General features: G+C 53.0%; 11 protein-coding genes and 2 pseudogenes. 4 read left to right on the top strand and 9 right to left on the bottom strand.

All coding sequences use genetic code 11. The annotated features are described in order from the left end of the window. A partial coding sequence (gene gluQRS / locus AC0LWT_RS19445) for a tRNA glutamyl-Q(34) synthetase GluQRS (protein ID WP_474682915.1) occupies window positions 1-890 on the top strand: 890 nt, incomplete at its 5' end. Here the strand turns inward: gluQRS and AC0LWT_RS19440 are convergent. Together AC0LWT_RS19440 and AC0LWT_RS19435 are read right to left on the bottom strand one after the other, a co-directional pair. Beyond that, on the bottom strand, window positions 887-2053 hold the full coding sequence (locus AC0LWT_RS19440) for an MFS transporter (RefSeq protein WP_474682914.1): 1167 nt from the start codon (window positions 2051-2053) through the stop codon (window positions 887-889). The genes gluQRS and AC0LWT_RS19440 overlap by 4 nt on opposite strands. Window positions 2054-2187: 134 nt before the next feature. Next, on the bottom strand, window positions 2188-3186 hold the full coding sequence (locus tag AC0LWT_RS19435) for a helix-turn-helix transcriptional regulator (protein WP_474682913.1): 999 nt from the start codon (window positions 3184-3186) through the stop codon (window positions 2188-2190). Between the two features lie 178 nt (window positions 3187-3364). Here AC0LWT_RS19435 and AC0LWT_RS19430 point away from each other — a divergent pair, with 178 nt between their 5' ends. Next, a complete protein-coding gene (locus AC0LWT_RS19430) occupies window positions 3365-4228 on the top strand; it encodes an NAD-dependent epimerase/dehydratase family protein (RefSeq protein ID WP_474682912.1) in 864 nt (287 codons plus the stop codon). Between the two features lie 119 nt (window positions 4229-4347). Further along, complete coding sequence (locus tag AC0LWT_RS19425) at window positions 4348-5547, top strand: MFS transporter (protein ID WP_474682911.1); 1200 nt, start codon at window positions 4348-4350, stop codon at window positions 5545-5547. A 4-nt stretch (window positions 5548-5551) separates the two neighbouring features. Here AC0LWT_RS19425 and AC0LWT_RS19420 read toward each other — a convergent pair. From AC0LWT_RS19420 to AC0LWT_RS19405, 4 genes and pseudogenes are all read right to left on the bottom strand, one after another. Further along, window positions 5552-7026 (bottom strand): annotated as a pseudogene (locus tag AC0LWT_RS19420) (amidase family protein). 178 nt (window positions 7027-7204) lie between these two features. Next, entirely contained in the window at window positions 7205-13615 is a 6411-nt protein-coding gene (locus tag AC0LWT_RS19415) for a cadherin-like beta sandwich domain-containing protein (protein ID WP_474682910.1), read from the bottom strand. A gap of 45 nt (window positions 13616-13660) precedes the next feature. Continuing rightward, window positions 13661-14191 carry a phage tail protein gene (locus AC0LWT_RS19410; RefSeq protein WP_474682909.1) on the bottom strand — a complete coding sequence of 177 codons (531 nt, stop codon included), beginning with the start codon at window positions 14189-14191 and terminating at the stop codon, window positions 13661-13663. An 11-nt stretch (window positions 14192-14202) separates the two neighbouring features. Beyond that, window positions 14203-15213, bottom strand: a complete 1011-nt coding sequence (locus tag AC0LWT_RS19405; protein ID WP_474682908.1) for a phage tail protein — start codon at window positions 15211-15213, stop codon at window positions 14203-14205. A gap of 247 nt (window positions 15214-15460) precedes the next feature. Between AC0LWT_RS19405 and AC0LWT_RS19400 the strand changes: the two genes are divergently transcribed. Further along, entirely contained in the window at window positions 15461-17107 is a 1647-nt protein-coding gene (locus AC0LWT_RS19400) for a PhoX family protein (protein ID WP_474682907.1), read from the top strand. Between the two features lie 151 nt (window positions 17108-17258). On the opposite strand, the pseudogene AC0LWT_RS19395 reads toward AC0LWT_RS19400, so the two are convergent. From AC0LWT_RS19395 to AC0LWT_RS19385, 3 genes and pseudogenes are all read right to left on the bottom strand, one after another. Then, window positions 17259-17455, bottom strand: a pseudogene (locus tag AC0LWT_RS19395) (VOC family protein); the annotation flags it as partial. A gap of 81 nt (window positions 17456-17536) precedes the next feature. Beyond that, window positions 17537-18004 (bottom strand): VanZ family protein, encoded by a 468-nt coding sequence (locus AC0LWT_RS19390; RefSeq protein ID WP_474682906.1) that lies wholly within the window; start codon window positions 18002-18004, stop codon window positions 17537-17539. 72 nt (window positions 18005-18076) lie between these two features. After that, complete coding sequence (locus AC0LWT_RS19385) at window positions 18077-18997, bottom strand: hypothetical protein (RefSeq protein ID WP_474682905.1); 921 nt, start codon at window positions 18995-18997, stop codon at window positions 18077-18079. Between the last annotated feature and the right edge of the window lie 380 nt (window positions 18998-19377).

Raw genomic sequence — 19377 nt, 5'->3', positions numbered from 1 at the left:
CCTGGCTGCAAATACGCCAGGCCGGCGGCGAGTTCGTGCTGCGAATCGAAGACATCGACAAAGCCCGTTCGCGCCGCGCCTACGCCGAGCAGCTGCAGCTGGATCTGATGTGGCTTGGCATCGATTGGGACGAAGGCCCGCTCGTCGGCGGCCCCTGCGCGCCGTACGAGCAAAGCCGCCGCGAGCGGCTTTACGAAGAGGCGCTGGACCGGCTGCAGCAGGCCGGGCGGCTGTACCCGTGCTTTTGCAGCCGGAGCGAGCTGGCGCAAATCGGCAGCGCGCCCCATGGGCTTGCGTCCGAAGGCGCCGGCTACCCCGGCACGTGCCGCACGCTCTCGGCCGAGGAGCGGCAGGCCCGGGCAGCGAAAAAAACGCCGGCCCTCCGCTTCATCATGCCGTCGCATGCGCTGCCGTTCCATGACGCGCTGGCCGGCCCGCAAGCCTGCCCGGGCGAAGCGTCGGGCGACTTCGTCGTCAAGCGCGCCGACGGCATGTTCAGCTACCAGCTCGCCGTCACGGTCGACGATGCCGCCATGGGCATCACCGACGTGCTGCGCGGAGCCGACCTGCTGGACTCGACGCCAAGGCAGCTGGCGCTCTACGAGGCGCTCGGGCTCAAGGCGCCGGACTTCGCCCACGTTCCGCTGCTGGTCGATGCAAGCGGCCGGCGGCTGGCCAAGCGCGACGGCGCGCTTACGCTTGCGGCGCTGCGCGAGGCGGGGACAGCGCCCGGACGGCTGTTGGGCGCGCTGGCCCATCTCGCCGGGTGGCTAGACCGGCCTGAGCCCGTAACGGCTCAGGAGCTGATTCCGGCCTTCGGACCTGTCCGGCCGGCTAACGGCACGCTCATCGTCAGCGAGCCGTTCAGGCGCTTGCTCGGGGCGGATTAAACTGCTGCATGCGCCCGCTTCGTTTTTGCCGCGACGAAAGGAATAAACAATGCAACCAGACAAATACACAAAACATACGGAAGATACGTTTGGAATGAATAGAGGACGGTTCCTGCAATAGGGCCGACGAATGAGCCGACTCCTTGCACAGCGGCCGCAAAAGACGCAACGCCGGACTGCTCGTTTTCGCTTACGGCTAGCGATGCCGCGGCAGTATAGCCGGGCAAGGTGAATCCGATGCCGATGCCGAAAACCGCAAAAGCAGCCGCATAATACGAAGGCGCAGCCATAAACCAAAAGAAGCCAAGCGCCAGGGCGCACAGTCCGATTTTCAACATCGTGCCGGGCTTCCATTTCAGGAAACGGGTGTTCAGCACTTGCACAGCGACGACAATTACTCCGGCGATCGTCAAGGCGAGGCCGATCATTCTGGCCGCCCCTTGGGCGGAAGCGGCAAGCCGGTCCTGCATGTAAAAGCCTGCCGTCACCTGCAAAATGACCATCACGACGGACAAAGTCAATCCGATGCCGATATACAAACGGATGCGGTAATCCCATGGGGACAGCTTGGCCGCTTTCTCCTGTACGGAGACGGTTTGCCGGCCCGGAATCCGAATCCCGAACAAAAGGATGACTGCCGCCAATAACACGCCCGAGACGTACATGGGAGCGGTGAGGCCAACGGATACCAAAGCGGCTCCCATCGCCGGCCCGAGCACAAATCCGAGCCCGTTGGCCGCTCCGAACAGAGCCATCCCGTTCGCCCGGTTTTCCGCGGACGTCCAGTCCATCAAATAACCTTGCGCCATAGCCGGAATCGCCCCGAAGAAAAATCCGGCGACCGCACGCAGCGCCAAAAAAATCCAGTAAAGGTGCCCCGCACTTGCGGAAGCCGTATCGGCGATATAGGCAAACGCGACAAGCGTAACCGCGTAACCGGCCAACGCCGAGATCATGATCCGTTTTCTGCCGGCCCGCGCCCATCTGGCCCATACAAAGCTGCCGACAATCCAGCAGATCCCGGTGATCGTAACCAAACTGCCGGACTGGATTTCCGTCAATCCGAGGCTCCTCGCAAGCGGCCCGAGAATCGGGTTAAAGGTCGCGATGGAAATCATGGCGGCAAGAACTGTAACAAAAATGACGATAAAATGATTTTTCATGCTTATTCTCCTTTTCGGTCTAACCTGCAGGTCAACAGCTTTTTATTTGATAATGATTATCACTCGTCGGCAGTTTTTTCGCTACCTGTGGAGGAAGTTTTTTTCCCTGCAAAAGGAGCCATGAAAAACCCCCTTCAAACATAGGTTGAAAGGGGTTGGTTAATCGTTTTCAAATATTCGCCGGGATTGCAGCCATACTGCTTGCGAAAAGCGGTTGTAAAATTGCTGATATTGCTGTACCCAAGAGAAACCGCAGTTTCCCCGACATTCATCCGCTCCGTCTCCATCAGCCAAAGCGCCTTTTGCATCCGCTCCCGGCGGACAAGCTCGAAAACCGTCATACCGAACAATGTGCGGAAACCTTTTTTTAGCTTGAATTCGTTGATCCCCGCCCGGTTAGCCAGTTCCTTGATCGATAACGGCGTTTCCAGATTGTTTAAAACGCATTCCCTGGCCGCATTCAGCTTGTCGATATCGTCGGGCCGCAATACGAAATTCCGGCTTGCCGAAGCTTGTTCCTCTTGCTGGAAAAATAGCGCGATAAGCTCCATCGCCTTGCTTTCCATATACAGCCGCTTCATCGGCCCCTGATAGGCGCATTGCATGATGTCAATGACGCATCTTTGAATGGCCGGGGAGTTCGGATAGCGGTCGATGCTCCCTTGATGACGCTGCAGCAGCGTTCCTATGCGGGACGTATCCGCCGCATCGCCGGCATAGCGGAACAGCTCGTCGGGGCGCAGGCGCACTTCCAGCGTCCGGTTGCGGATTCCCGCTTTCTTTTCCATATAAATTCCGACATCTTCCAAACAACATACGTTGCCCGTCCGTTGACCGATATGCCTTGTACGGCCGTTCCATTCGCAGTAAATTTCGCCGCTCAAACAATAGTTCAACTCGAATATCCGGCAGCCTTCCTGAACGCGCAGCTTCAAATCCTGCTCAAAGGTGAGGTCGGAAACGACGATTTCCATACCGGAGCGGATCCGCATCCGGGTGACGGTCCCTTTGCCGAGACGATCCGGCAGCGAAAGCTGCTGTTCCCAGCCCCTGCTATGAACATCTCCGTTTACGTGCTCCGTAAACCGGTCAAAATAATCGTGAATATCGGCAATCAGGAGATCCGCAGCCAAAAAAACTACCTTCTTTCCCCAATATATAAATGAGAATAGTTATCATTTTGCTCATTGTACTTAATTTTTCCGTACAGTTCAAATCCATTTCTGCATTTGTCACAAAAAACTTGGCTAATCAGTCTACTATCATGGAAGGACAACTAAACGACAACGAATGGAAACGAGGAGATGTCACATGAAAATATTCGTAGCAGGATCGACGGGTGTGATCGGCCGCTTGCTGCTCCCCAAATTGGTGCATGCGGGCCATGAGGTTATCGGCATGACGCATAACGAGCGGAACAAAAGCATCATTGAAGAGTTGTGCGCGCGCGCCGTCATTGCCGATGCTTTTGACCGGGAAAGCATGATGTCGGCCGTACATGAAGCGCAGCCGGATGTCATCATCCATCAGCTCACATCTTTGAGCGGCGGCAGCTTCGAGGCGAACTCCAGAATCAGAGTGGAAGGCACGCGGAATCTGGTGGATGCGGCCCTTTCGGCAGGCGTCAAGCGAATGATCGCGCAAAGCATCGCATGGGCGTATGAGCCGGGCGATGCACCCGCGTCGGAAGATATTTCTTTGGACATTACAGCGCCGCCGCCGCGGAAAAGAACGATTGACGGCGTCGCCGCACTGGAACGCGCCGTTGCCGAAATGCCGGACCACGTGATTTTGCGGTACGGGTCGTTTTACGGCAAAGGCACGTGGTATGACCGCCACGGATTCATGGCGGAAAAAATACGGCTCAAGGAAGTGCCGGCGACCGGCGGAATCACTTCCTTCATCCATGTGGAGGACGCGGCGGCCGCTGCCCTGCTCGCTTTGGATTGGCCGTCAGGCGCGGTCAATATCGTCGACGATGAGCCTGCCAAAGGAGCGGATTGGCTGCCCGTCTACGCCGACGCTTTGGGAGCGCCCCGTCCCCCTGTCGAGCCGAGCGGCAGCGGATGGGAACGCGGCGCATCGAATGCCAAAGCCCGCAGCATTTACGGCTGGAAGCCGCTTTATCCGACATGGAGAACGGGCTTCGCCCAAAGCATAGAAAAAATCTATTAGACAATTCGAAGAGACGGATGGTAAATTTAGGACTATATCACACTTAATTGATGTGATTTATATGAATTACTAATAAACCGGGTGCACAGTGCGGCTAACAAACGAAAGGCGGCGGCAGCATGGAGCTTTACTGGAAACGCAATCTTTATATGCTATGGCTGGGCATGTTTTTCAACCACATGGCGTATACATTGTCGGTGCCCTTTTTCCCTATTTTTTTGCAAAACGATTTGGGGATTCAGAGCGGCTTGGCAGCTTGGTCCGGCGTTTCCATTTCGATCAGCTTTTTGGTCAGCGGATTGTGCGCGCCTTTTTGGGGATCGCTCGCCGATAAATACGGCAGTAAGCCTATGCTTATCCGCTCGGGGATAGGCTTGGGCCTGGCGCATCTTGCCAATTTTTTCGTGTACGATCCTTACACGTTTATTTTTGTACGCATTTTTCAAGGGTTTATGGCGGGCTTTAGCCCCGCTTCCGTCGCTTTGGTCGGTACGAATACACCGGAAAAGCATGTCGGCTACGCGCTGGGCGTCATCTCGACGTCGACGGCTGCGGGAGGCATTATCGGTCCGCTTGCGGGAGGGGTGCTGAGCCATTGGATGGGGCTGCGGGAATGCTTCATCGCTTCCGGGCTTATTACGCTAGTATCCGCGCTCATCGTTCTGGCAGGCGTAAAAGAGGTGCACGAGAAGCAAAGCGGGGCCCGTCCGAGCGTGCTCGACGATCTTAGACAAGCCGCCGGCAACGCGAGATTGATGCGGATATATGGGCTTATTTTGCTCGTCTCGACTTCGGTTTTGATTTTGGAGCCGCTGCTCACGATCTACGTGGTGCAAATCGGCGGCAGCATCAGCAGCGCTTCGCTCAGCTCGGGCATCGTTTTCTCGGCGGTCGGCATCGCTACGGTCATTATGGGCCCCCGCTGGGGGAGAATCGGCGAAAAAATCGGCTACGCCAAGACGCTCTTCATCGGGCTGATAGGCGGCGGCATCGGCAATCTGCTGCAGCTCTTCGTTCATCAGCTTGTCGGCTTCGGCATCCTTCGCTTCTGCTACGGATTGCTGTTCGCAGCCGTTTATCCGTCCATGAATGCGCTGATCGTAAAATATTCGGGCCCCGATTTCCGCGGCAGGGCCGTCAGCTTGAGCCAATCGGCGAACCAGTTCGGCATCGTGGTCGGCCCGCTGCTCGGCGGCTTTCTCGGCGGATGGATCGGCATTCAATTCGTCTTCCTGCTCACAGGCCTGTCGCTTCTCGGAGCCGCCTGGACCCTTAAAGCAATCGGCTCCAAGCAAGCCGACCGGACGCTGGCCGGATAACGGCCTAACCCAGACGGGGCGGATACCGGTGGCGCGTGGCTTGTTCGAACCCGTATGCAATTTTGATCAGCACAGGCTCACTGAATGCTTTTCCCGAGAAGACTACGCCAAAAGGGCCTTTCGTGGAATCGCCGTCCGGGTCAATAACTCCATTCGCCGAATAGCCTGCCGGAACGGTGATCAAAGGATACCCCAACCGTGCAGCGATATACATACCGTCGACATCCCCAGGCAGCATCAAAGCGTCCAAACCGTATGCATCTATGGCATAATCAATTCCTTGTTTCAAAGGCAGTTCCATGTACGCTTGTTTCTTTTGCAAATAGGTTTGCTCCGTCAATGCCGTCGCTTCCGCTGCGGTCAGCGTGTCTTGCCCGTATCGGAGAGCTGTCTCCGCGTTTTTTTCATTGAATGCAATCAATTCTTTCAAAGAGTGAACCGGCACGGAATCAGCCAATTGCGATAAGTACTCGTTCAGCCCCTTCTTGAATTCGTACATGATGACTTCGTTGTTCCAGCTTTGCTGTTCGACGTGAAGCACGACCGGGTCGACAATCGCAGCGCCTTCTTGTTTCAAAACGGCAATGGCGGCTTCCATAATCGCAAGCCTTTCCTCGTCCAAATGCTCATAATAATGCCTCGGAATGCCGATTCTCGCATGGCGCAAAAAGTGCGCATCCAAAAACGGCGTATAATCGGAAAAGGAACCCTTCTCGCCCGCCAAGGTTGCGTGATCTTTGCCGTCGGCTCCAGTCAACGTACCCAAAATCACAACCGCATCCGAAACCGTCCTCGCAATCGGCCCCGGAGTATCCTGGCTGCCGGAAATAGGGATAATGCCGGTTCGGCTCACTAATCCGACGGTAGGCTTGATTCCTACGACAAAATGTTGGCTCGCAGGGCCGACGATGGACCCCGCCGTTTCCGTTCCGATCGCTGCTGCTCCCAAATTGGCGGCTACTGCGGCGGCAGATCCCGAACTGGACCCGCTGACGAAAATTTCCCCAGGCCATATGGATTCAGCACAAACCCGCCCCGCGAGCTGTACCCCGCCGGCATCGCGCTTGACATGAAATTGGACCATTCCGTCATATTCGTTTTCCCGAGAAAAACGGCGCCTGCCGCGCGGAGCTTTGAGGCGACGAACGAATCCGCCGCAGCGAAGGATTCGGCTAGCGCTATCGAGCCGGCGCTCGTATGCATATTATCGTGCGTGTCTATATTATCCTTTAATAAAATGGGAATCCCGTGCAGCATCCCCCGGCTTCCTTGTTCTTTGCGTTCCCGGTCCAAAGCCCGTGCTGTTTGCAAAGCATCCGGATTGATTTCCAAAATGGAATTAATCGCCAAATCATACCGGTTAATCCGCTCCAAATACACTTGTACGAGCTCTTCCGATGTCACGGAACCCGCTTCCATCGCCGCCTGCATACTCGCAATATCTGCTTCTATGATCCATTCCTGCAGCTTTATACTCAATTGACAGCCTCCTGGTTTTTGGAAAAATATGCTAGCCCCTTAACCTTACCACACTTGTTTCGCGGGCAGGAATGGAGAGTTTGGTTATAGTTAAAGTTAAGCCGCGCAAAAAATAAGAGGTTGTCCTCCAGGCCTTTGTAGACCTAAAGGACAACCTCTTGAGCTTCATACTCCCGCTCTATTCCGGAATGACAATCGCATTGCTGCTGCCATCTTCGTATCGCGTATTGCTGAAAGATGCGGAGGCGGATTCTACGTCCAGCCAGAACCAATCTTTTTTCACAACATCCTTCCAGTTTGCTGTGCCGAGCTCAGGCGTCGGGCGTTTCAGCAGCGTATTTATCGCTTTTACCGCTTCCGCCCGCGTCAATGGCCGATCCGGCCGGAACGAGCCGTCTTCATAACCGGCGACCAATCCGGCAGCTTTCGCCGCTTGGATGTAGCCGGCGGCCCAGTGGCCTTGCGTGTCCGTGAATGACAGCGCGCCGCCAGCCGCCTCAAGCTTGTTCAGCCTCGTGATAATCACGGCGAGCTCCGCTCTCGTTATCGGCGCGTCGGGCTTGAACGATCCGTCCGGGTAGCCGCCCAGCAAGCCTGCGCCTTGCGCCTGGCTGATGGCTTTTGCCGCCCAGTGCGTGTCCGGCACATCGCGGAATTGCTGCACGCCGGTTGGCTGCTTCGGCAGGGTTACGGCTTTTACGAGAATGCTAGCCGCTTCCGCGCGGGTGATCGACTGATTCGGTTTAAAAGTTCCATCCGGATATCCGTCAATCCATCTCGTATAGGAAACGGTATCGACGGCTTTTTTCTGAATCTCGACGATGCTGAACGTGCTGAATTTGGTGATGACAATTTCAATACCGACCGGATTCCTTTGTGCGTCGTATTGAATAGCGCCACGCTGCAGTTCCTTCTGTCCGTCGCTGTGCTCAATATACACGCCAAGAGAAGATAACAATTCGTTTCTTTTCTTCGGATCCGACGGGATTTCAATTCCTTGTAACGAGAAGGTCAATTTCGCCTCCTGGTTGGTCAGGTTCGCTTCGACGGTCATCGGCGTTCCATGAAGAACGACTTTCCCGCTTCCCGCCGCTTTCGTTACGAGCTGCGCAGTCAGCACCCGATTCTTGGCTTCCTTCTTAGCGGCTTCCGTACGAATCGGAACAAAACGGACATTTAAATCTTCATTTGATTGCAGCGCCTTTGCAACCGCATTTTGGGGAAGCGCAATTTGCACTTCATCCGTCTCGATGCTGAGCGACAAACCGTTTCCGTCCAAAGCTTTCAACGTGTCCCCGGAAATATTGACGTTAAACTCGTCGTGCCCGTCAGGAATTTGCGAGATAATGAGTTTGAACTTCTTCTGCTTGCTTGTCGCGGCATCTTCGACTGCCTGTTTGACAATATCAGGCGCTAATACAATCTTGTCGATAATCCTGCCATCCGGTGTACGTTCCCGCTGCACCTCGACCTGCAAGGTCGCTCCATTTTCCCCAAAAGACAAGCTGACTTTCACAGGAGCTTCGGCAGGAATCGAACCCGATCCGGAGCCTGATCCGGAACTGGCCGGCTGCTGCTGTCTGGTTACGTTCACGGTATAAGTCTGCGGCTGTCCGCCATAATTCGGAGTCACAACAATCTGAATGCTGTTGCTGCCCACAGCCAAATTGATCGGCTGGCTGGCAACGCCTGCAAGTGCCGGCGCTCCGTTAATGGTGACGGTCGCTCTTGGATCATACACAGAGGCAGTCACCGTTGTAGAATTGACTTCGTAAGGAACGGTTCCCGAATAAGTCAAAGTTTCCAAATTGAATGGCGGCGTTAAATTCACTCCGCTCAGGCTCAATCCGGTAAGCTCCGCACTGCCGAAGCGCGTAATTTTCAAAATATAATCTTGTACCGTCAAATCCTGGGACGTTACTTTAACAAATATCGAATTTGGCCCTTCATTCAGAGCGATTGTAACAGGCTGTCCGTTCGACGGTTGACCGTTGATTGCCAAATGCGTTGTCGGATCATATACAACGCCTGTAACTGTGGCCGTGTACACCGCATTCGTTACGCTTGCCGTATACACGTCGGTGGCGGTACCACTCGGCTGAATCTCCTCGATATGCCCGCCTAAAGCAATTTGCAGCTTCACGCTCTTATTCGAGGAAGGGCTGCGCGTTACAGCGATCGAGTACGTATTCGTCGTGCCGTCCTGGGCCGTGACGACTACCGTAATCGCGTTGCTGCCTCCTACGTTCAGCGGCACGTTAACGGCGCTGCCTGACGATGCAGGCGTTCCGTTGACGGTTAGCGTAGCTGTGCTGTCAGCCGCCGCTGCCGTCACATTCACGCTCGCTGCGCTGTTGTCGACGGCCGCCGTATATGTCAGCGTGCCCGGTGCAAAGACGGGAGCAAGCGTTCCGGCGCTGAGCGTCAGCGCACCCAAGCTCGCGTTGTTCGATACGCGCGTCACTTTCAGCGAGTACGTCTGCTGCGTTCCGTCCTCGGCCGTGACGAGCACCTTGATCGTGTTGCTGCCTACGTTCAACGGAACACTGACGGCGCTGCCCGACGATGCTGTCGTTCCGTTTACGGTTAGCGTTGCTGCATTGTGCGCAGTTGTTGGTTTCACCTCTATACTCGTTACGCCGCTTCCCACAGTCGCCGTGTACGCTGTCGTGTCCGACTCAAAATCCGGCGACAGCTTTCCGGCGCTGAGCGTCAAATCGCTCAATTTCGCGTTGCTGGACAATCTTGTCACCGTCAACGTGTACGACTTTTTCGTCGTTCCGTCCTGTGCCGTGACCTCAACCGTGATCGTGTTGATTCCCACGTTCAACGGTACATTGACGGCGCTGCCTGGCACCGGTGTTGTTCCATTGACCGTTATCACAGCTGTGCTGTCCGCTGCCGTTGGGGTCACATCCACAGTCGTTGTGCCGTTGCCGACGGTTGCCGTGTACGCTATCGCGCCCGGGTCAAAATCCGGCGCTAGCTTTCCGGCGCTGAGCGTCAGCAATCTCAAGCTCGCGTTATTCGATACGCGCGTTACATTTAACGTATACGTCTGCTTCGTTCCGTCCTCGGCCGTAACCTCAACCTTAATCGTGTTGATTCCTACGTTCAACGGCACTGTCGCGGTATTGCCTGTCACCGGTGCGTTTCCGTTCACCGTGAACGACGCCTTGTTGTCCGCCACCGTCGCGGTCACATCCACGCTCGCCGCGCTGTTGCCAACTGTTGCCGTGTACGCCGTCGTGGCCGATGTAAAAACCGGATCAAGCGTGCCCGTACTTAGCGTCAACCCGCTCAAACTCGCGTCATTGGACAATCTTGTCACCATCAACGTATATGTTTTTTTCGTCGCTCCGTCCTGCGCCGTGACCTCCAACTTGATCGTGTTGATTCCCACGTTCAGCGGCACGTTAAGGGCGCTGCCCGACGTTGCTCTCGTTCCGTTTACGGTTAGCATTGCTTCATTGTGCGCAGTTGTTGGTGTCACTTCAATGCTCGTTACGCCGCTTCCCACAGTCGCCGTGTACGCTATCACACTCGGGTCAAAAGCCGGCGATAGTGTTCCGGCGCTTAACGTCAACAAGCTCAAATCAGCGTTGTTCGATACTCGCGTCACGCTCACTTCGTACTGCTGCGTCGTGGCATCCTCGGCCGTGACAACGACCGTGATCGTATTGACGCCTACGTTCAGCGGCACATTAACGACTCCGCTCTGCGGTACGTTTCCGTTCACCGTAACCGTCGCTTTACTGTCTGCTACCGTTGCAGTCACATCCACGCTCGCTGTTCCGTTGCCGACGGTTGCCGTGTAAACTGTCGTGCCCGATGCAAAAACCGGCGTCAGCGTTCCGGCACTGAGCGTCAAACCGCTTAATTTCGCGTTGCTGGACTTATTTCGCGTCACGGTCAGCGTGTACGTCTGTTGCGTCACACCATCCTCGGCGGTGACAACCACTGTGATCGTATTGATTCCTACGTTCAGCGGTACATTGACGGCACTGCCCGACCCTGCTGTCGTTCCATTCACAGTTAATGTCGCAGCACTATGTGCAACCGTCGAGGTCACGTCTATACCGGTCACATCGTTGTTAACAGTTGCCGTGTACGCAAACGTCCCCGATGCAAAAATCGGCGTCAACGTGCCGGCGCTTATCGACAACACGTTCAGGTTCGCATTGTTCGACACGCGCTTCACCGTCAGCGTGTATGTCTGCTTCGTCGTGCCGTCCTCGGCCGTAACCTCAACCGTGATCGTATTGATTCCCACATTCAGCGGCACTGTCACTGCATCGCCCGACAATGCGGCGCTTCCATTCACCGTAAGCGTCGCTTTGCTGTCCGCCGCCTGAGGCGTCACATTGATACTTGCAGTGCCGTTGCTCACGACCGCCGTATAGGCAAACGTACCCGATGCAAAAACCGGCGTCAACGCGCCCGAACTTACGCTCAGCCCGCTCAAATTCGCGTTGTTCGATATTCTGGTCACCGTCAGCGTGTATGTCTTTTTCGTCGTGCCGTCCTCTGCCGTGACCTCAACATCGATCGTATTGCTTCCTATGTTCAGCGGCACGTTGAAGGCACTGCCCGACGTTGCCGTAGATCCGTTCACCTTAACCGTTGCCGTATTATCCGCTACCGTCGGAGTCACGTCTACGCTCGTTACGCCGCTTCCCACGGTCGCCGTATACGCGAGCGTCCCCGAGCCAAAGCCCGGCGTCAACGTGCCAGCACTTATTGCCAACGCGTTCAGGTTCGCGTTAGTGGACTGAGCCGCACGGGTTACGGTTATCGTGTACGCCTTTTGCGTGGAGCCGTCTTCCGCGGTTGCGTTGACCGTAATGACGTTGCTTCCTACATTTAGCGTCACGGCTCCACTGGCTTGACCGCTGCTTACCGCAACATTGTTTACTTTAACGGTCGCATGAGATTCGTTCACAGTTGGAGTTACCTTTACCGAACCGACCGCATAAGGAACATCTGCCGTATAGGCAAGCGTCCCGGAAGCAAAAGGTTCCTTTAACGACGCATTCGATAAAGCCAGTCCGCTCAGGCTTGCATCGCTGCTCTGCACCGTCGTATTGTGGGTGCCCGTGTCGTTGCTGAAGTCGAGATTGCCGCCTCCGGATACTTGCACAGTGCTTGTCACCGTACGCGGCGCATTTGCCGCGACATTGACAGTCACATCGATGACAGGATAGCTTGCCCCGCTGTTCAGCGCATCCGAACGGGTACATGTCAACGTTCCGACCTGGCAAGTCCAGCCGGTTCCGGCAATGCTTGCAGCCGTCAGACCCGTCGGCAGCGTAACCGTCGCCGTAACCGTGCCGTTCGTTTTGGCTTTTCCCGTATTGGATACGGTAACCGAATAATGGGCCCCGGTCTTGCCTTGAGAAAATACTCCGTTCGGAGCGATCGCAATCTGCAGATCCGTTCCATCCGGATTGGCAGCGACGTCCCCAGGCATATTTCCGCTAATGGTTGTATTGGTCACAACCGGGGCCTGGCTCGCATTGACAAATATGCCGCCTCCACGCGTCGCGGTGTTGCCGGTTACCGTCAAATCCGTCAGCGATACGGAACCTGCATAAAAGTCGAGTACCAGCCCGCCACCGTCCCCGCCTGCAGTATTGCCCGACAATGTCGTGTTCGTAATGACGGCCGGAGTTCCCAAAAACAGCCCTCCGGCCCGGCCGCCGAAGCCGCCGGAACTTATCGCTTTGTTACCCGTTATCGTGCTGGAACTTATCGTGACGTTCCGCAAAGACGACGTGGCCGATACGAACGAAATCCCTCCGCCGGAGCCGTACGCAACGTTATTTTGCACCGTAACGTTGGTCAGGTTCACGCTCATGTCGCCTTCCAGATAAATGCCGCCGCCCTGGGAACTATAGCTGGGCGAGCTCACTTCACCCGCCGTGTTGCCTGTAAACACAACGTCCGTCAACTGCACCTTGCCCGCCGGCAAGCCCGAAACAAACAGACCGCCACCGTGCCCTCCGGCCGAAGCGATATTGTCCTGGATAACGGAATTACTGATGGTCAGCGTCTTGGTCCCGACGTCCCCGGCGATTCCGCCGCCTCCGTACCCGTCAACATCGGGAGCTTTGCCGTAACGAATGGTCAAGCCTTGTATAGTCACGTTATACCCTATCGAGTCAAGAGTCGGATTAAATTCGAGCACCCGGTTCGACGCCGTCGAAGCGCTGCTTGTGCTTGCCTGAATAATCGTATCCGATGGATTATTGGAAGTGCCGGTAAGCGTAATATCGCTCGTAATTTGCAGTTGGCCCAATGTCAGCGTATATACACCTGGCGGAATTTGAATTTGATTTGCGCCGCCAAGAGCATTCGCTTCCATGATCGCCGCCCTTAGAGAACACTTTCCGCCGTAGTCCACGCACGCATTATCCCCGGGACTGGCGTCCACAGTATCCGCTGTTGTCGTTACCGTAAATGCCGCCGCATGCGCCGAACCGCTAAACCCCAGCAGCGCGCCTGCCGCAAGCAAAATCCCGAACAAGGCGACTTTGACATATGTATGCCTTAAAAAAGAACGCCCGTATCCTTCCTCTTCATAGATCACTTCCCCATGCTCCTCTCAGCCCCATCGTCGAATAACCTGACATTACTATGTGCGCGGCGGGAATGTGCCCTGCAAAGCAATGCAAAAATTGAGCGTCAAATACGGCTGCATATTGTTATGCGTCTGCCCGCCGCCCGCCGGCAAAATGGCCGCCTCCCCCATGGTCACCGGCGCCCCCGGGCTTGTATACGCAAGTCCTGCGCGCCTCCCGGGCGTATCCCTCCAGATTTGGCCGGCCGGCGACTCTTGTGTACCTCCGCCGGTTCCATATTGCAGCATATGGGAATGCGCCGGCATCTCGGACGGTATCAGCGTGACATACTCCGTTCCGCCTGTTTGACCGAGCGAATACAGGCTCAGACCGGGACCTTGTCCGGCATGCAAAGCTGCCATTCCCTGCAAATTCGGAAGGGCAAACGTAGTTCTGCCGTCTCCGCCATAAGTAGTCCCCAGCAAGGAGAACAACGCCACATTTTGCGAAATCGGCATAATCTGCCCATCGCACAATGCCCAGCCTTTAGGCGCAAAATTGAATGGGAAAATGCAAATCTCTCCAACAAACGGTGTAGCAGTCATAGTGTCTCTCCTTAATTTTGACTTGGAAATACGCCGGTTGTAGCAATAATAGCGTTCAAAACCAAATAAGGCTGCATGTTCAAATGCGCCTGACTCCCGCCGGCGGGAGCAGCCGCGGTATCCGACGCGCTATCCGCCACCAATGCGTACGAGCTCGTAGAGGTCACGGCGAAAATATTGTTTTGCGCAGTCTTGGTCGAGGCCGGGCTGCCGCTGGCCGTGATTGCATGCGTATGCGCCGGCAATTCGTTAATGGTTAACGTATGACCCTGCTCTCCGCCCCTCTCCCCCAAAGTGTGCCCGTTCCCTTGATGGATGGGCACTCTGCTCTGCAAATTCGGAAGACCGAAATTTACCCGGCCGTCGCCGCCGTACGTTGTGCCGAGCAAAGAAAACAACGCTTGATTTTGATTGATCGCCATCAGTTGTCCGTTGCAAAGAGTGTATCCGCCGGGAGCGAAGTTAAATGCGACCCAACGAACTTCGCTCAAGAAAGGCTCGGTTCCGCTTCCGCCGTCCGGGGTGGGAAAAATGCCGAATAAGCTGATGATATAATTGACCGCCAGATAAGGCTGCACATTGGCGTGCGGCTGGCTCCCGCCGGAAGGCCCGACGGTGGAAGCATTCCCCATCATGGTCGCTTTCGTCCCTGTCCCATCAGTGAACTGGTTTAAAGTCGACCTCGCAACCACCGTATTTTCGGGACTGTTCGTACTGCCGTATTTGGACGATACGCCGGAGGTGTGAGTATGGGCGGGAATTTGACTGACGGTTAACGTAACGCTTTCCGTTCCGCCCGTTTCTGCATGTACAAACCCGTTTCCCTGATGAATCGGGACGCGGCTTTGCAAATCCGGCAAAGCAAAAGTGCTCTGGCCATCCCCGCCGAAAGTTGTACCTATCAAATTGAACAATGTTTCGTTTTCGCTAATCGCCAGCACTTGCCCGTTGCAAAACGCCCAACCGGCAGGCTCAAAATTGCCCGCAAAGATGCGAATCTCCCCTACAAAAGGCTGTCCCATCGTGTCCCCTCCTAAAAGCCGCTCATTTTCCATACTTGCCACTGCAATCAATCTCCGCTTCAGAGCAAACCAATAGAGGATGATCCTGAATATCAGTCCATCCCCCGGCTCTATCTCGCAGCTAGTCGATTATGGCAGCAATATGATGAATATAATTCTAGCAAATATATTAGGATAAATCATTCATTTTCGTAGATTTTGTGCTATCTTTATATTAAAAACACCCCATGTTCGGAGGAACTGTAGAATGGAATCGAAAAAAACGCTATCTCGCCGACATTTTTTGAAATATTTAGGAGCAGGAACCGCTTCGATGGCGGCTGCATTTTCCGGACTAAGCATCCTAAGTACAAAAGCCAGTGCAAATTCCGGCGTCAACGATTATGAGCAGCTGCCTGAGACGTTTAATCCTACCTTACATACCGCAGCCGATGCGGATCAATTGCTTTTGGCCGGCGGATATGCTTATGACGTGCTGGCCGCATACGGCGATACGATCAATAAATCGGGCGATACGCTAGGTTTTAACAGCAGCTGCACATCTTTTTTTCCGATTCCCGGCTCCAGTTCCGAAGCGCTGTTATGGGTCAATCACGAATCGGCCCGGTATCCATGGATGTTGGACCGTGCAAAAGCTGTGACGTGGGAGCAGCAGAAACAGCTGCTTTACGATCAAGGCGGTGCCGTGCTGCATATTAAAAAAGATGCCTTCGGCCATTGGAAGCTCGTCTCCGACTCTACCATAGCCCACCGCATTACCGGGTTAACGCCTGTCGAACTGTCCGGTCCCGCCCGCGGTTCCAAAGCCGTCGGCGGTGCGACGCTCGTTCAGGGCACGTTCGCCAATCGCGGGGGCGGGCAAACTTTATGGAACACCCAGCTTACGTGTGAAAATCGATTCGAAGCGACCAGCCGCGACGCCGGACTGGCGCCCGTCCATTACGGATGGGTCGTCGAAATCGACCCGTTCGATGAGCAGAGCAAAGCCGTCAAGCATACGGCGCTGGGCCGGTTCCATCATGGCAGCGCAGCTATGACGTTAAGCGCCGACAACCGGGTTGTCGTGTACATGGGCGAAGATTCGGCGGACGGCTTCGTCTACAAGTTCGTAAGCTCGGGCAAGTGGTCGGAGGCGGACGGCAAGTCGAACGCCAGGCTGCTCGGCGACGGTACGCTCTATGCCGCCGATTTTGTTCAAGGCCGCTGGATTGAGCTGTCCATCGATAACGTTCGGAAGCAGTTGAACCGCCTGGCCTATCAGGTTCCCGAAAGCATGTTTAAATCCAGGGAAACGCTGCTTGAGCAGTTTCAATCCCAGAGCGACGTCCTGGCATCCGCCAGCGAAGCCGCGCTGATCGTAGGAGCCACTACCTGCGACCGGCCGGCCGCTCTAACCGTTCATCCGGCGAATAACAACGTGTTCATCGCCTGTACGCACAACGAGATCCGGGGCAACCTGCACGGCCAAATCATCCGCTTGAAGGAAGGCTTCGGAGAAGCGTTCGCCTCCGAGACTTTTATCACCGGCGGGCGCCAGAGCGGCTTTAGCTCTCCCGGCAGCCTGGCTTTCGACGGCAGCGGCAATCTCTGGGTCGCTTCGGATATTGCCCCTGAGCGGCTGAATACCGGAGCGTGGGCGGAATTCAAAAACAACGGGCTCTACCTCCTGCATCCAACCGGCGCCGCCCAAAAAACAAAGCAGTACGCATCCGCGCCAACGGAAGCGGCTTTAAGCGGGCTTTCCTTTGCCGGCAATCAATCGGCTACGTTTGTAGCCGTTAACCATCCCGGAGCCGCAGGCGCCGGAACAGACAAGCCGACCAGCGGATGGCAGCGCCGCCCGGGACAAAAAGAAGCCCGCTCCGCCGTCGTCGTTATCACGCGATCGCTGTAAAAGGTGATCCACATTCTGGTTTCCGCAACCGAAATAAAGGGGAAACCTTCACTTCCCCAAAACAAGTAAAAAAGACCGCGAATCCGCGGCCTTTTTTACTTGTTTTTACATCGTCCCATTGTCCGTAAGCAAGAACTTCAACGATAAAACATCAAAAATCCTTCACATAGAACTTCCATGCATGCGATCTTTTTGGTAGCGCAACCTCAAATCCATCGTCTTTCAATCTTTGATTAATCTCATTTCTCTTCGCTCTCCTGCCCAAATCCAATATGAAAAGTCTTGAGGATAGCTGACTTAAACGCCTAATGTGAACACCATCCCCTCATCATCAAACAGTACATCGAACGAATTCTCAAGTGTGTCCCCGCTATCAGCAGAAAAAAGGCTTAGTCTGCTCGATTAAGGTCCCGTTGTCGCCGCCACGTACTAGTCTACAACTTTATTTTCTTTTGACAGTTTCACTATTGTTCTCTTTTCTGATAATAGACTATCTAACATTTTAAAAATAGAAAAACCAAAAATTCCACTAAGAGAATTAAAGATAATATCATCTACATCAAATATTCCTACTCTAGTCACCAATTGAATAAGTTCAATACAAAGTATCACTGATATTAAAAGTTTCACATACCTAGCTTTTTTTCTAAATGAATAGAAAATAGATGGAATTAAGAGTCCAAAAGGTACAAACATGCACAAATTACCTAGATTTGTTAACCAAAACCTTATACTACTTAAATTAACTTTGTAAAAAAAAGATATAAATGGTATGAGGCTATACTCATAATCATTCCATGTACTCGCCCTTATAAATAAAAGTCTATACATAACAATTAAATAAATAACAAGCACAGGCAACAATATCTTTTTGCTATAAAAAAATTTTCTTACCATTTGTATCAATTCTCCTTGTTAAAAAACACACAGGGGTTTGCCCATTTGGACACACCCCGTTTTTTATCCATTTTAGTACACTTCACCAAAACCAGCAAATGATACTTTTCCATCTCCTGACTGTTGGGTATATTTTGGAATTTTAAATCTTAATTTAGCTCCTTTAAGACCAGCTGCTTTACCTGAAATAATTTTTGAATCAGAACTATTTTGATTATCTTGAATTGCTTGTACTTCTCCCCAGACCGTATCCCCTGACCAACTTTCGATAACAACAGCATAGGTTACATTTGTGGTAATATCTCTTCCTAGATTGGAATCACACCATTGTCTAAAGTTTAATAGTAGTTGACTTTTAGAAAAATCAAAAGTACTGGACGAGTAAAATGTAGTATTCTCTATTCTATTCCACCAATTATAAGTAAGCAAAGCACTTCCCGCTGCTTTTAGGGAATCAGCACTATTAACCTTTTTCTCAACCAACATCTTCTCTGTTACTATATTATTTGAAAGTTGAATATCGGCTTTAACTGTCTCTTCCTCTGTCGGCTCTTTGATCACTTTAAAAGAGGGATTTTTTCCCAAATCATCATTTTCCACAACAACTTGCCATTTACCCTCATTTTTTCTTACAGTAAATGGAGTCTCTTCTTTACTACCGTCATTTGCAGAAAGGATAACTACATACTGAACTTCATCGTTTGAAATTTTATTTTCTTTCTGGATAACATATTGATTAATTTGGTTCCTCTTATATTCGAGCATACGCGTATAGTTCTCTATTTCTTCCGCCTCAGACGAGTATCTATTGTCTTTTACAATTTCGGAAATTTTTTGTACATCTTTTGTTTTAATAGCAGTTAGGTATGCCTCAATAACTTTTTTAGGCGAGTTTCCTGTAGAACCTTCTTTGCTAACCTCGACATTGCTTGCAAAAGCTGTGGCTGGAAGAATTGCAAGAGCCATTGTCAAACTCAGGATCATTTTTTTCATAAATTCACCTTTTCTCATATTTATTGGAATATAATATTTTTATATCCATGTTAAATTATATAATAATTTACCATATTAAGTAAATGAATATAATTACCTATATATTGTAATCTATCAGTATGAATTCAAGTATTCATAAGTTATACAGTTTACGCCAATGTTTGGCAGTTGCTATTTGAAAATCATTTATTTGATGAAAAATTACGCAAAGATTGCGTAGCCCCCTTGACTTTTGGAAAAACGGACAACTGCTATATAGGATACCTTTTCTCCAACAGCATCTCTCAAATTAAGGATGGATTTCCATTAAAACGCTACAAAGTCTGCGGTTTATTAGTCGTGATAGCAACAACTTGTAGATTGCCGCGAACAGGTGTCAG

This window comes from Paenibacillus sp. sgz302164 (assembly GCF_056120505.1).
This window is presented reverse-complemented; position numbering and strand designations above follow the sequence as displayed.